At 75.3% G+C, this 13,265-nt stretch carries 12 protein-coding genes; 4 read left to right on the top strand and 8 right to left on the bottom strand.

Annotated features, from left to right (window positions below):
* Positions 1 to 23 precede the first annotated feature (23 nt).
* Positions 24 to 413 (bottom strand): DUF5997 family protein, encoded by a 390-nt coding sequence (locus B446_RS05650; protein ID WP_043474829.1) that lies wholly within the window; start codon positions 411 to 413, stop codon positions 24 to 26.
* A 58-nt stretch (positions 414 to 471) separates the two neighbouring features.
* Here B446_RS05650 and B446_RS05645 point away from each other — a divergent pair, with 58 nt between their 5' ends.
* Positions 472 to 1,278, top strand: a complete 807-nt coding sequence (locus B446_RS05645; protein ID WP_043474826.1) for a LysR family substrate-binding domain-containing protein — start codon at positions 472 to 474, stop codon at positions 1,276 to 1,278.
* 129 nt (positions 1,279 to 1,407) lie between these two features.
* On the opposite strand, the gene B446_RS05640 is transcribed toward B446_RS05645, so the two are convergent.
* Together B446_RS05640 and B446_RS05635 are read right to left on the bottom strand one after the other, a co-directional pair.
* Positions 1,408 to 2,910: an MFS transporter gene (locus tag B446_RS05640; RefSeq protein ID WP_020938452.1), complete on the bottom strand. Its 1,503-nt coding sequence runs from the start codon at positions 2,908 to 2,910 to the stop codon at positions 1,408 to 1,410.
* 91 nt (positions 2,911 to 3,001) lie between these two features.
* Positions 3,002 to 3,478, bottom strand: a complete 477-nt coding sequence (locus B446_RS05635) for an Lrp/AsnC family transcriptional regulator (protein ID WP_043474822.1) — start codon at positions 3,476 to 3,478, stop codon at positions 3,002 to 3,004.
* 232 nt (positions 3,479 to 3,710) lie between these two features.
* Here B446_RS05635 and B446_RS05630 point away from each other — a divergent pair, with 232 nt between their 5' ends.
* Complete coding sequence (locus B446_RS05630) at positions 3,711 to 5,201, top strand: FUSC family protein (RefSeq protein WP_020938450.1); 1,491 nt, start codon at positions 3,711 to 3,713, stop codon at positions 5,199 to 5,201.
* A gap of 142 nt (positions 5,202 to 5,343) precedes the next feature.
* A complete protein-coding gene (locus B446_RS05625; protein ID WP_020938449.1) occupies positions 5,344 to 6,375 on the top strand; it encodes a lactonase family protein in 1,032 nt (343 codons plus the stop codon).
* Between the two features lie 156 nt (positions 6,376 to 6,531).
* On the opposite strand, the gene B446_RS05620 is transcribed toward B446_RS05625, so the two are convergent.
* From B446_RS05620 to B446_RS05605, 4 genes are all read right to left on the bottom strand, one after another.
* Positions 6,532 to 7,452, bottom strand: coding sequence for a sirohydrochlorin chelatase (locus tag B446_RS05620; RefSeq protein ID WP_020938448.1), 921 nt, complete (start codon positions 7,450 to 7,452; stop codon positions 6,532 to 6,534).
* Between the two features lie 142 nt (positions 7,453 to 7,594).
* The gene (locus B446_RS05615; RefSeq protein WP_020938447.1) at positions 7,595 to 8,569 is read right to left on the bottom strand and encodes an N-acetylglucosamine kinase; all 975 of its coding nucleotides are present in this window, start codon (positions 8,567 to 8,569) and stop codon (positions 7,595 to 7,597) included.
* Positions 8,566 to 9,243 (bottom strand): uracil-DNA glycosylase, encoded by a 678-nt coding sequence (locus tag B446_RS05610; RefSeq protein WP_020938446.1) that lies wholly within the window; start codon positions 9,241 to 9,243, stop codon positions 8,566 to 8,568. The genes B446_RS05615 and B446_RS05610 overlap by 4 nt, the downstream gene beginning before the upstream one ends.
* A gap of 73 nt (positions 9,244 to 9,316) precedes the next feature.
* Positions 9,317 to 10,402 carry a WD40/YVTN/BNR-like repeat-containing protein gene (locus tag B446_RS05605; RefSeq protein WP_052352248.1) on the bottom strand — a complete coding sequence of 362 codons (1,086 nt, stop codon included), beginning with the start codon at positions 10,400 to 10,402 and terminating at the stop codon, positions 9,317 to 9,319.
* A gap of 281 nt (positions 10,403 to 10,683) precedes the next feature.
* Here B446_RS05605 and B446_RS05600 point away from each other — a divergent pair, with 281 nt between their 5' ends.
* A complete protein-coding gene (locus B446_RS05600; RefSeq protein WP_020938444.1) occupies positions 10,684 to 11,262 on the top strand; it encodes a hypothetical protein in 579 nt (192 codons plus the stop codon).
* Between the two features lie 23 nt (positions 11,263 to 11,285).
* Here B446_RS05600 and B446_RS05595 read toward each other — a convergent pair whose 3' ends face one another.
* Positions 11,286 to 13,259 carry a HEAT repeat domain-containing protein gene (locus B446_RS05595; protein WP_020938443.1) on the bottom strand — a complete coding sequence of 658 codons (1,974 nt, stop codon included), beginning with the start codon at positions 13,257 to 13,259 and terminating at the stop codon, positions 11,286 to 11,288.
* Positions 13,260 to 13,265 lie beyond the last annotated feature (6 nt).

Below are 13,265 nucleotides of genomic sequence, written 5' to 3'. Positions count from 1 at the left end.
CCAGAGGTGAGGCGGACGACGACTCAGGCGTCGTTCTCCTTCTCCTTCTTCATGTTCTTGATCCGCACGGACTCCTTGCGGACCTCGGCCTGGGTGGCGCGCTCCTTCTCCAGCCACTCCGGCCGCTCCTCCTTGAGCGCCTCGATCTGGTCGGTGGTGAGCGCCTCGGTGACCCCGCCGCGCGAGAGGCCGGAGATGGAGACACCCAGCTTCGCGGCGACCACCGGACGCGGGTGCGGGCCCCTGAGCCGCAGTTCGCGCAGCCACTCGGGCGGATTGGCCTGCAGCTCGTTCAGCTCGGCGCGCGTGACCACACCCTCCTGGAACTCGGCGGGGGTGGCGGGGAGGTACACACCCAGCTTCTTCGCCGCGGTCGCGGGCTTCATCGTCTGGGTGCTCTGCTGCGAACTCATGAGGTCAAGGGTATCGGCCGCGTGCCGCGCGGCCGACCACGGCCGGTAGCCTGGCCTGGTGACAGGCTCGCAGGAAACTCCGTCGTTCCGGCTCGCGTACGTCCCCGGAGCGACGCCCGCCAAATGGGTGCGGATCTGGAACGAGCGCTTGCCCGGCGTCCCGCTCACCCTCGTCCAGGTCCCCTCCACCGAGGCGTCGGACGTGCTGCGGGCGGGCGACGCCGACGCCGGGCTCGTACGGCTGCCCGTCGACCGCACCTTCTTCAGCGCGATCCCGCTCTACACCGAGGCCACGGTCGTCGTCGTCCCCAAGGACCACCTGATCACGGCCGCCGAGGAGGTGACCCTGGCGGACCTGGCCGACGAGGTGGTCTTCCACCCCCTCGACGACGTCTTCGACTGGGACCGCCCGCCCGGCGAGCCCGCCTTCGAACGTCCGGCGACGACGGCGGACGCCGTGGAGCTGGTGGCGGCGAACGTCGGCCTCCTGATCGTTCCGCAGTCGCTGGCCCGTCTGCACCACCGCAAGGACCTCACCTACCGGACGGTCGTCGACGCGCCCCAGTCGAGCGTCGCCCTCTCGTGGCCGGAGGAGGCCACCACCGAGCTGGTCGAGGACTTCATCGGCATCGTGCGCGGCCGCACGGTCAACAGCACCCGGGGCCGTACGGCGGCCAAGCCGGACACCGAGGAGAAGCGCGGGCAGGCGGAGCAGGGCAGGGCCCGGCAGAAGCCGGCAGCCGGCGCGAAGGGGGCGGGCGGCAGGTCCACGGGCGGCAAGTCCACGGGGCGCACCGCCCGGGGCCGCACCACCTCGAACTCCGGCCGTCCGGCCAAACGGGGGAAGCCGCGCAAGAAGCCGTGAGCCGAGCCGGCCCACGGTGACCGGGCCCGCGGCGGCGCGGCGGGGCACCGGGGCGGTGGCGTGCCAACCCGGGGGCCGGTCAGCGCAGGCCGGCCTCACCGGGGGCACGAGCAGCGCGGGCCGTGACCGTCAGGAGCCGGACCGGACCGTCTCCCCGGCGCCGTCCTCCTCCGCGCCCGTCCGCCCCCGGTCCCCGGACCGCTCCGGCTCCGGGTGCACGTGCCGTTCGCGCAGGTCCGCTACGGCCAGCACCAGCGCGATCATGATGAGCCCCACGGCGGTGAGCAGGCCGAGCTGAATGGCCGTGGTGGAGCGGCCCGCATGGGCGAGGTGCGCGAAGTACACCGCGCCCACCACCGCGATCCCGGCCGCCGAGCCCACGCGCTGGCCCGTCTGGAGGACCCCGCCGGCCGCTCCGGCGCGGCGGACGGGCACCCGGGTGAGGGTGAGCGTCGTGTTCGGGGAGACCGTCAGACCGGAGCCGATGCCCCCGACGAGCATGGGCAGCGCCGTCGCCCAGCCCACGCCACGCCCGGGCACCAGTTCCACCGCCACGATCACCCCGAGCAGCCCCAACGCCACCCCGCTCAGCCCGATGACGACGAGTTTGCGGCCGTAGCGCACCACCAGGCGGCCCCCGGCCGCGGCCCCGACCGCCGAGGCGGCGGCGAACGGCAGGACGCTGAGGCCCGCCGCCAGCGCGCTGTAGCCGACCGTGTTCTGCAGGAACAGGGAGTAGACGAAGAAGACCGTGGTGAAGCCCGCGAAGTAGGTCAGGCTGACCAGGGCGCCGAGCGTGAACGACCGCAGGGAGAACAGGCCCAGGTCGACCAGCGGGGCCCGGCCGAGCCGTCCCTGCCGCCGCTCCCAGCCCCAGAACGCGGCCAGCAGCAGCCCGGCCACCGGGAACAGCGCCCACTTCTCCCGTCCGGTCCACTGTTGCTCCTGCACCAGCGGGAGCATCAGCGCGAGCACCCCGGAGCCGAGCAGCAGCACCCCGAAGAGGTCGAACGTCTCCCGCTTCGCCGACAGCACCGGCAAGCGCGGCAGCAGACGCAGCCCCGCGGCGAAGGCGGCCACGCCGATGGGCAGGTTGACGAAGAACACCCAGCGCCAGCCGTCGTCGGTCCCGACGGCGTCGATCAGCAGACCGCCCGCCAGCGGGCCCACGGCCGTGGAGACCCCGATGACACTGCCCAGCAGGCCGAAGGCCTTGGCCCGCTCGGCGCCCTGGAACATCTGCTGGATCAGTCCCGAGGTCTGCGGCGCGACCATGCCCGCCGCCGTGCCCTGGATCAGCCGGAACACCACCAGCCAGGACGGGCCGGGCGCGAGACCGCACGCCGCCGAGGCCAGCGTGAACACGGCGAGCCCGAACAGGAAGGCCCGGCGCCTTCCGTGCATGTCGCCCAGCCGGCCCGCCGGGACGAGCGCGAGCCCGAAGGTCAGCGCGTACCCGGAGACGACCCAGGACTGGGCGGCTTCGGAGGCGCCGAGGCCGCGCTCCATCGAGGGGAGCGCCACGTTCACGATCGAGGTGTCGAGCAGCGAGATGAAGCCCGCCGTGAGACAGACCGCGAGCGCCTTCCACCTCCGGTCGTCGGGGGTGGGCCGGGCCTGGACTGTGGTCATGTGATCACGCTAAGCAGCCCCCCGGCCGACCGCCACGCGAGAAGCGCGTCCGCGCACGTCGAAGCCGGGGTCGAGGCACGGCTCGCGACCGTCAGGCCCGGGCCGCCCGCCCGATCGACTCCACGAGCGGCAGCAGCCGGTACGGCACGCGCTCGCGCAGCGCCACCTCCGTGCGCGTGCGCACCACCCCGGGCATGCTGATCAGCTTCTGGATCACGTCCTCAAGATGGGCGTTGTCCCGTCCGACCACGCGGGCCAGCAGGTCCCCGCCGCCCGTGATGGAGAACGCCTCGACGATCTCGGGGACGGCGGCCAGCGCGTCCCCCACGTCGTCCAGATGGCCCTGGGTGACCTCGATGTGCACGAACGCCAGGACCGGGTGGCCGAGCGCCGGCGGGGAGAGCGAGGGCCCGGTGCCCGTGATCACGCCGTCCCGCTCCATGCGGTCGAGGCGGGCCTGCAGCGTGCCCCGCGCGACGCCGAGGACCCGGGCGTACTCGCGCACGCTGGTACGCGGCTGCTCCAGCAGCAGCCGCAGGATGCGGGTGTCGAGTTCGTCCACGCTCATGAGTCCCGACTGTACCAATGGCCCACACCGGCCCGGGCCCCGCGTACCGCCCCACCTGGTCCGTTGGCATTCCAGCGGCTCGCTGACGCCCTCGCTGACTGCACCAATGGCACAGTGAATCCGGGGTCACTTGAGCCAGTGACCTCCGGGATGCTCTCATGTACACGTCGATGGCGCTGCGGATCCCGCGGCGCCTTTTTCGTGCGGTACGGCCACAAGGGGGCGGACAGCAGTGCTGAAGAGGGTGTTCGTGGCGCCGGACCCGGGGCGGACGCGACTGCGTTTCGCCGCGCGGGCGGTGCTCGGCATCGGCCTGGCGGTCGTGGTGTGCGGGGCCGTCGGGCACTCGCTGCCGGGAGCGGTCACCGGCGGGCTCGCCGCGCTGCTCGCCCTGTTCACCGTCGCCGACCCCACCGTGCGGGGCCAGGCGGTCACCACCGCGCTGCTGCCCGCCGTCGGCCTGCCCGTGCTCGCCGCCGCCGCCGAACTGCACGGTCTGCCGGTGGCGCGGGACCTGGCCTTCCTGGTCGTGGTCGGCGCCGGCGTGTACGCCCGCCGCTGGGGGCCGCGGGGCCACAGCCTCGGCGTGTTCGCGTTCATGACCTTCTTCGTGGCGCAGTTCCTGCACGCCACCCCGGGACAGCTGCCCGAGCTGTACGCCGCCGTCCTGCTGTCCGTGCTCAGCGCGGCCGCGGTGCGCTTCGGCCTGTGGTGCTACGAGCGACGGCTGCCCGCCCCGGTCGTGCCCGCGCCGCCCGCCGGGTACGGACTGGCCCGCGTGACCACCCGGCAGGCGGTCCAGGCGGTCGCGGGCGCCGGGTTCGCGCTCGTCGCCGGGCAGCTCGTGTCCGGCCAGCGCTGGTACTGGGCCGTCGGCGCCACCTGGTGGGTCTTCGTCAACACCGCCTCGCGCGGCGAGACCCTGGTGCGCGGCTTCCGCAGGGTCCTCGGCACCGTCATCGGCATCGGCCTCGGCCTGCTCGTCGCGCTGCCGGTGCACGGCGCGCCCGTCCCCACCGCGGTCCTCGTGGCCGTCGCCGTCTTCGGCATCTTCTACACGGCCGCCGTCTCCTACACCTGGATGATGCTCTGGGTGACCCTGCTCGCCGAGCTCCTCTACGGTCTGCTCGGCGTCCTCGGCCCGGGCCTGCTCGCCCTGCGGCTGACCGAGACCGCGGTCGGCGCCCTCGGCGCGATGCTCGCCGTGCTGTTCGTCCTGCCGGTCACCACCCACGCCACCACGGACGCCTGGATCCAGCGCGCCCTGCGCTGCGTGCACGCCTGCACCGGCGAGGCCGCCGCCCGGCTCGCGGGCTCGGCCACGGCCGACCCGGCACCCCGCGTGGCCGAACTCGAGCAGCTGCTCGGCCGGGTACGGCTCTCGGTCGCCCCGCTGGTCCACCCGCTGAACCCCATGCTGGGCCGCAAGCGGCGCGCCCGCCGGGTCCTCGCGCTCCTCGACGACTGCGCCCGCGAGGTCCGGGGCCTGGTCGCCGTCGCCGCCGACCCCGAGGCGTCCCACGACGCCCGGCTCGCCGCCGCCTGCTGGCGGGTGGAGGCCGCGGTCGAGGCGCTCACGGAGGGCGGTTGCGACCACGTCCACCGGCCCGTGGAGGCCCCGGCCGAGCCAGCCCTCGCCCACTTGCACGGTCTGGAGCGCGCGCTCGCCGAGCTGGCCGAGCCGCTGCGGGCACCGTCCGGGTCGCCGCTGGTCGGCGCCTGAGCGGACGGACCGCGCAAGCGGCTCGTGGGGACAGCGCGCGGGGCAGCCCGAGAGAGCGCTGAGGAACACCGCCTTTGCTGGTCTAGACCGAACGTGATCGACTGCTACCGTCGGCACTGGGTCCGACCGAGAGGGGACAGCGGTGGCAGAAGGCGGCAGGCGGCACAGAGCGTTCATCGGCTCGTTCACGGCGGCCGGCGGCCCCGGCCTCGTGATCGCGGACGTCCGCCCGGCGGACGGCGCGCTGACTCTCACCGGGGGCCTCGGGAGTGTGCCCGACCCCTCCTACCTGGCTCTCTCTCCCGACGGGAGCATGCTCTACGCGGTCAGCGAGACCGCCGAGGGCGCGGTCGCCGCCTTCCGCGTGGGCGGCGACAAGCCGGAGCCCGCCGGGCCGCCCGTCCCGGTCGACGGCAGCGGGCCCACCCACCTCAGCCTGCACGCCGGGCACGTCCTGACCGCCAACTACGGCTCCGGCAGCGTCAGCGCCGTCCCGGTGCGCCCCGACGGCACCCTCGCCCCGGCACCCTCGGGGCAGCTCCAGCACACCGGCTCGGGCCCGCACGACCGCCGCCAGCGCGGCCCGCACGCCCACCAGGTGCAGCCGGACCCCACCGGCCGATGGGCGGTCAGCGTCGACCTCGGCACCGACTCGCTTCGCGTGTGCACCCTCGACGGCGGCGCTCCGGTCCTGCACCGCGAGATCGCGCTGCGCCCCGGCTCGGGCCCCCGCCACCTGGCCTTCCACCCGGACGGCGAGCACGCCTACGTGGTCAACGAACTCACCCCGACCGTCACGGTCTGCCGCTGGGACGCCGCCGTCGGCTCCCTGAAGCCGCTGACCGAGGTCCCGGTCCTGCCGGGCGCCCCCGCCGGCGACGCCTACCCCTCGGGCATCGTGGTCTCGCCCGACGGCCGCTTCGTGTGGACCGCGACCCGCGGCGAGGACGTCCTGTCCGTCCTCGCGGTCGAGGGCGACGGGCTCCGGTTGACCGGCACGGTGCCGTGCGGCGGGCACTGGCCGCGCGCGCTGGCCGAGCACGGCGGCTTCCTCTACGCGGCCAACGAACGCTCCGGCGACGTGACCTGGTTCGCCGTCGAGGAGCGCACCGGGATCCCGCGCTACGACGGCTCCGTCGAGGTCGCGGCGGCCTCCTGCGTCGTCTTCGGCTGAGCGTGCCGAGCGCGCAGCCCTCGGCTGGTCCGGCCCCCGCCGACGGGGGCTGAGCCCCGCTCCGCCAGGAGGGCCGGGGCCGGCCTTAGCCACGAACGCCCGAGGGCCCGCTCCAGTGACTGGAGCGGGCCCTGCGTCGTGCGGGTGCCGTCGGCGTCAGCGGACCGGGGTCCCCTGCGGCTGCGGGGCGATGCCGAGAGCGGTCGTGTACTTGGCGAGGGCCAGCTTGCCGATCGCCGGGTAGGCGCCCAGCGGCTCGGCCATGGCGCAGCCCGCCTCCTCGGCGGCCGCCGCCGACAGCGCCGGGTCGATCTCCGGGCCGACCAGGTACGGGGCGAGGGCCAGCTGCTGCGAGCCCGAGGCGCGCAGCTGCTCGGCGACCGAGGAGATCGAACCCTCCTGGTCGAGGGCCGCCGCCATCACCGGCACGGCCAGGCGCGCGGCGAGCAGCATGCCGGTGATCCCGGCCGCCTGCACGGCCTCCTCGCCGCCCACAGAGGCCAGGATGATGCCGTCGGCGGCGGTGGCCACCGTGAACAGCCGGGCGCGGTCGGCGCGGGCCAGGCCCGCCTCGGACAGGCGCACGTGCAGCGCCTCGGCGAGCAGCGGGTGCGGACCGAGGACGTCGGTGAGGTCGGCGGCGACCCGGCTGTCCATCACCGACTGGCGGATCTGGCGCAGCAGCGCGCTGTCCGGGCCCGCCAGCAGCGGGACGACGACCGCGACCGGGCCGTCCGGCTCCTTGACCTGGAGACCGGCGGCGACGGCCTGCTCGAAGCGCGCGGTGCGCTCCTCGGCGGCGCGGGTCAGCACGGCCCGCAGAGTGGGGAACTCGGCGTCGTCCCCGTCCACGAACCCGATCCGGGCATCCAGGCCGGGCAGCTCGGAGCGGGCGATGCTCACGACCTCCTCGGCGAGGCTGCGCGTGGCGGCGCTGGGCACGCCGGGCACCGCGAGGACGAGCGCGGGCGCGCCCTCGGGAGCGACCAGCGGTTCCGGTCGGCGGTGCCGTCCGGGCTGGCGAGGTCGCGGCATTCGTACTGGCAGGCCGGACGCGGGCCCAGTGGGGGAGCTCATGGCGCCGCATGTTACTTGTTTCCTGGGCTCCCCTGTTCGGGGAGGGTGCAGGTGAGCGGTATCCGTCCGGTTTTGTCTGATGAGTTACGCCCGCTTGTCACATGTTCCGGGCACTTGCCCGGTACCTGCGCGATGAAGAGGGTCAATCCCCTTTTGCGCGGACCACGTGGAGCAGCGTCGTCTCACCCGGCAGAGCGAGCCGTCCGGCGGCCAGCTCGGTCGCGATCCGCACACATCCGTGCAGCGGATCGCCCTCGGCGGGCACCGCACGGGCGTGCGGCAGCCGCTCGGCCACCTCCTCGCCCAACGGCGCCAGGAGCGGGTCGCCGAGCTTGAGGAGTCCGCCGGTGAACGCCACTTCGGCTGTGCCGGACGCCGGGCACACCGCCGCGGCGGACTCGGCCATGTTCCGCGCCGCCGCGCGCAGGATCGAGGCGGCGACCGGGTCGTGCGGGGCGCGCTCGGCGACCCGGGGCGCGAAGGAGGCCAGCATCGCGGGGCGGTCGGTGCGCGGGTAGAGCCGTCCTGGCAGCTCCCGTACCGGACCGAACTGCTCCTCGGCGGCCGCCAGCAGGGCCGTCGAGCCACCGTCCCGGCCGTCGTGCGCCCGCAGGGCCGCCTCCAGGCCGGCCCGCCCGATCCAGGCACCGCCACCGCAGTCGCCCAGGAGATGACCCCAGCCGTCCGCACGCCGCCAGCCGGTCAGATCGGTGCCGAGGGCGATGAGACCGGTGCCCGCGGCGACGACGGCGCCCGGACGCGGCCCGAGGGCGCCCACGTAGGCCGTCACCGCGTCGGCCGCGAGCGCCACCGCACGCGTACCCAGCTCCCGGGCGAGCTCGTCGGGCAGTTCGGCGCGCAGGGCGTCGCCCAGGCTGGCGAACCCGGCGGCGCCGACGACGGCCGTGCCCAGTTCGGCCACCCCGGCCCGCTCGGTCAACGCTTTGGCCAGGGGTACCAGTTGTGCCATCAGATGGCCGGGGTCGAGGCCCCGGGCGCCGGTGCGGACCGGCTCCCGCGTCTCCCCGGAGGCCGTCGGCGGGCGGCCGGGAACCCCGACCGCGACCCGCAGACCGGAGCCGCCGGAGTCCACGGCCAGATAGCCGGGGACGGTCACGGCAGACGCCAGTCCACCGGCTGTCCGCCCTGCTCGATCAGCAGGTCGTTGGCCCGGCTGAACGGCCGCGACCCGAAGAAGCCGCGGTCGGCCGACATGGGCGAGGGGTGCGCGGACTCCACGGCGGGCAGCCGGCCCAGCAGCGGGCGCAGATTACGGGCGTCACGGCCCCACAGGATGGACACCAGCGGCTTGCCGCGCGCGGCCAGCGCCCGGATCGCCTGCTCGGTGACCTCCTCCCAGCCCTTGCCTCGGTGGGCGGCGGGACTGCGCGGGGCCGTGGTCAGCGCCCTGTTGAGCAGCAGCACGCCCTGTCGGGTCCACGGGGTGAGGTCCCCGGTGGACGGCTGCGGCAGCGCCAGGTCGGCGTGCAGCTCCCGGAAGATGTTGATCAGGCTCGGCGGCAGCGGGCGCACCTCGGGCGCGACCGAGAAGGACAGACCCACCGCGTGCCCCGGGGTGGGATAGGGGTCCTGACCGACGATCAGGACCCGCACCTCGTCGAACGGCTGCTGGAAGGCGCGCAGCACATGCGCTCCGGCGGGCAGGTAGGTGCGTCCCGCGGCGATCTCCGCGCGCAGGAAGTCGCCCATCTCGGCGATCCGTCCGGCGACGGGTTCCAGGGCCTTCGCCCAGCCCGGTTCGACGATCTCATGCAAGGGTCGTGGTGCCACGGGCGTCACCCTACTGCCGTACGGGCAGCGGAGATCAACCGGTGGCCAACGCCGTCAGGTCCCCCCGTCGGGCTCATCCGACCACCGCGGCCCGCACGCACAGCACGTCCGGCAGGTGCGAGGCGAGCTGTCGCCAGCTGTCGCCGTCGTCGGCCGACGCGAAGACCTCGCCGTTGCGGTTGCCGAAGTACACACCCGCCGGGTCGGCGTCGTCGGTGCACAGGGCGTCCCGCAGCACCGTGCCGTAGTGGTCCTCCTGCGGCAGCCCCGCCGCCAGCGGCTCCCAGCTCTTGCCCGCGTCCTGGGTGCGGAAGACCCGGCAGCGGTGGTCGGCGGGCACCCGGTCGGCGTCGGCGTTGATCGGGAAGACGTACGCCGTGTCCCCGCGGTGCGGATGGGCGGCCACCGCGAAACCGAAGGTCGACGGCAGGCCCGCGCCGATGTCGGTCCACTGCGCGCCCGCGTCGTCGCTGCGGTACACGCCCCAGTGGTTCTGCAGGTACAGCCGGTCCGGGTCGGCCGCGTCCCGGGCGACCTTGTGCACGCACTGGCCGAACTCCGGGCTGGGGTCGGGCAGGAACACCGCGGAGACCCCGGAGTTGGACGGCGACCAGCTCGCCCCGCCGTCCTGGGTGCGGAACACCCCGGCGGTGGAGACGGCCACCGTCACCGAGCGCGGGTCGCGCGCGTCGGTGAGCACGGTGTGCAGGCCCTCACCGCCGCCGCCCGGCACCCAGCGGGAGCGGGTCGGGTGCTCCCACAGGGGGCGCACCAGCTCGAAGCTCTCGCCGCGGTCCTCCGAGCGGTACAGCGCGGCCGGTTCCGTGCCCGCGTACACCACGTCCGGCTCGGCGGCGGCCGGGTGCAGCTGCCAGACCCGCTCCAGGGAAGCCCCGGTGTCCTTGGGGAACTTGACCGCCGGCCGGGCGGGCTCGGTCCAGGTGCGGCCCAGGTCGTCGGAGTGGAACACCGACGGGCCCCAGTGCGCGCTGTCACCGCCCACGAGCAGTCTGGGCGTGCCGCCGCGGGTGTCGACGGCGACCGAGTAGATCGCCTGGGCGTTGAAGCAGGGGCGCTCGTCGAACTCCCAGGCGCCGCCCCGGCGCCGCCCGATGAACAGGCCTTTTCGGGTGCCCACGGCGAGCAGGACCTCGGTCATGCCGATCACCTCCGGGACGTCTTCGTCCGGGTCGTCGTCAGATATCGGCCAGTGTGCACCCCGCCACTGACAGTCGGCCCGAGGACACGCGTCGCCGCAGGTCGGCGCGGTGCGGTCGGCCCGATACAGGGACCTGCAAGGTCCGTTGCGGCATGTGCCTGCGCGAAAGGGGTGTCCCGTGCGACCGTCGGTGGGACGGCTCGTCGTGAGCAAGGGACCGGCCCCGCCCGTATGGGAGGTCGGTCCGGCCTGTCGGTGCGCTCGTGAGGAGGATGCCTTTGATGGCGTTCCGTGGTCCCAAGGTGTGGCTGTGGCGCTGGCGGCGCAATCCGCTCAGGCGCAGGGCCGACGTGGTCGAGGCATGGGTGGTGCTCGCCGCCTGGCTGCTGACCGTGGTGGCCGGTGTGCTGGCGGGCCTGGTGGCGGCCCGCTCGGTGGAGCACGGACTGGCCCGGGAGCGTGCCGCCTGGCACCCCACCGTCGCCCACGTCGTCGCGAAGGCACCCGGCAGGGCCACCGCCGGGAGCGCCGACGCCGAGCGGGTCTGGGCCGAGGTGCGCTGGGCCGGCGCGGACGGCGCGGCGCACTCCGGCCAGGCCCGGGTGGCGCCGGGCAGCAAGGCCGCGACCCCGGTCACCGTCTGGACGGACCAGCGCGGTCACCTGGTCACCCGGCCCACCACCGCCTCCGAGGCCACCCTCCGGGCCACCCTGACGGGCGGCCTGGTCGGGCTGAGCGCCGCCGCAGTGCCCTTCGCCGGCGGGCTCGTCCTGCGCGGGCGCCTGGAGCGCCGCCGCATGGCCCGCTGGGACGCCGAGTGGGCCCGGCTCGGGCCGCAGTGGGGCCGGACGGCCGGGTGAGCCGGCCGGAGGTTCAGGGGCCGCTACGGCTCCTGCAGGGCTTCCCGGCAGGCTCTGAGCAGCGCCTCGTCCTCCGGGATGGCATGGCCGCCGTAGCCGCCTTCGCGCGCCACGAGGCGCCGGGGGTCGGCCAGTTCCGCCGCCACGAGATCGCGCAGGGGCCCGGCCGCCGGGCCCATGACGGCGAGGCACCGGGCGACGGCGGTCCGCCCGCGGGGGTGTCGTGACCAGGCGGCCCGGAGCACCGGCAGCACGGGTTCGGGGTCCCGGCCGATGTGCCACAGCGCGCACGCGGCTGCCAGCCTGAGTCGCACCGGCCCGGAGCGGGCCGCCCGGCCCAGCTCCGGCAGCGCGGAGCGGGCGGCCGGGCCGAGTCTGCCCAGGTGCCGGGCGGCCTCGGCGCGGCCGGCCGGTTCCCCCTCCGTCAGCTCCCGCAGCAACACGGGCAGGACGGCGGAGGCGTCGCCGTCCGCCGACCACAGCGCGCCCGCGGCGGCGGCCGCGTGCCGGGAGCCCAGCAGCGCCCGTAGCGCCGGTACCGCCTGTGCGGTGGTCCCGAGGGCGTCCAGGGTCTCGATGGCCGCTCCGGCGACGGTGCTCCGGGGCCCCGGGCCGGCCGGGGCCCCGGACAGCAGGCGCAGCACCTCGGGCGCGGCGTCCGGGTCGCCGATGGCCCTGAGGGCCGACAGCAGCGGGGCGGCGCGGGTGCCGGTGTCGGGGGAGTCGAGGGGGATCCGGCCGAGCCGGTGGCGCAGCGCGGGGGCGAGCGGTGCCGCGGCCGGTCCCAGGTGCGCGATCTCGTACCCCAGGCCGGCCGGCGGCAGCGGGCCGGCGAGCAGGTGGGTCAGGACCGGCAGGGCTCGTGGGTCGCCAGTCCTGCAGAGGGCCTTCAACGGGGCGCCGAGGGTGGCCGAACCGCGTTCCCAGCGGTGGGTCCACAGGTCGGGCCGGGCGCTCACCAGTGCGTGGAGGTCGTCCGCGGCGGGCGCGGCCAGGGCGAACAGCTCCGCCAGGGCCGACACTGCCACGTCGCGTAATCGGTCCTGGTCGGTGCCCAGTTGGGCGCCGATCAGGGCCACGGGACGCGCGTGGTCGCCCCGCCAGCCGCGGAACAGCCCGGCCGCCATGCACACGGCGTTGCACCGGTCCACCGGGTCCGGGCTGCGCAACTGCCCGTCGAGCAGGGCGGTCCGGTCGGCGGTCCGGTCGCCGAGCGCGTTGTGCAGGGTGCGCAGCAGCCGGGCGCCCTCCTCGTCCGAGGGGCGCAGCCGCCGTATCCGGCCCACCAGGCTGTCGGGACGCGTCCGGTGCGGGACCCGATCCAGGCGGGCCGACCGGTCCCGCAGCAGCCGTACGGCCGTGGGCACCAGGTCGGCCGGGAGTCGCTCGGGGGCCACGAGCGCGAGCTGCCCGAGAGCAGCCAGCCGCTGCCCCGGGTCGTGCGGCGGGGCGCTGTGCGCGGTCAGCAGGTCCACCGCGGCCGTGTGCGCCGGGTGTCTGCGGGCGAAGAGGCCGAGCGCCTCGGTCAGCGCGAGCCGGACCCGCTCGTCCCGCTCGACCGGGATCCGCCGGCGCAGCAGCTGCAGGACCCGGGCCGGGCCGTGGACGAACCGGACGACCGCCCCGGCCGCCGCCCGGCGCACCCCCGGGTCCGGGTCCGCGAGCAGGGACACGAAGACCTCGGCGTGGGCGCCCACGGCCTCCCGCGCGCGGGCGTCCCCGCTCTCCGACCCCAGTCTGACCAGCAGTTCGACGATGCAGCCGCGGTCCGGCACGGTCTCGCGGACCGCGATCGAGCACAGGAAGGGAACGCAGGCGAGCGTCGAGTCGTACACGTTCCCCTGGTGGTGCACCGCGCCGTACATGCCGTCCAGCGCGCTGTGCCGCTCGGCGGCGTCGCAGGAGGCGAGCTGCCGCAGCCATGCGGGCACGTCCTCGGCGCTGCCGTGCGCGTGCCGCAGCGAGGCCCAGTCGACCTCGTCGATCCCCGTGAACACGTTGTC

The organism is Streptomyces collinus Tu 365, assembly GCF_000444875.1.
GTDB classification, from domain to species: domain Bacteria; phylum Actinomycetota; class Actinomycetes; order Streptomycetales; family Streptomycetaceae; genus Streptomyces; species Streptomyces collinus_A.
This window is presented reverse-complemented; position numbering and strand designations above follow the sequence as displayed.

Coding starts and splice junctions, on each gene's coding strand:
- B446_RS05650 (WP_043474829.1), bottom strand. CDS start 413: ATGAGTTCGCAGCAGAGCACCCAGACGATGAAGCCCGCGACCGCGGCG.
- B446_RS05635 (WP_043474822.1), bottom strand. CDS start 3,478: ATGAGCGTGGACGAACTCGACACCCGCATCCTGCGGCTGCTGCTGGAG.
- B446_RS05620 (WP_020938448.1), bottom strand. CDS start 7,452: ATGAGCTCCCCCACTGGGCCCGCGTCCGGCCTGCCAGTACGAATGCCG.
- B446_RS05600 (WP_020938444.1), top strand. CDS start 10,684: ATGGCGTTCCGTGGTCCCAAGGTGTGGCTGTGGCGCTGGCGGCGCAAT.
- B446_RS05640 (WP_020938452.1), bottom strand. CDS start 2,910: ATGACCACAGTCCAGGCCCGGCCCACCCCCGACGACCGGAGGTGGAAG.
- B446_RS05605 (WP_052352248.1), bottom strand. CDS start 10,402: ATGACCGAGGTCCTGCTCGCCGTGGGCACCCGAAAAGGCCTGTTCATC.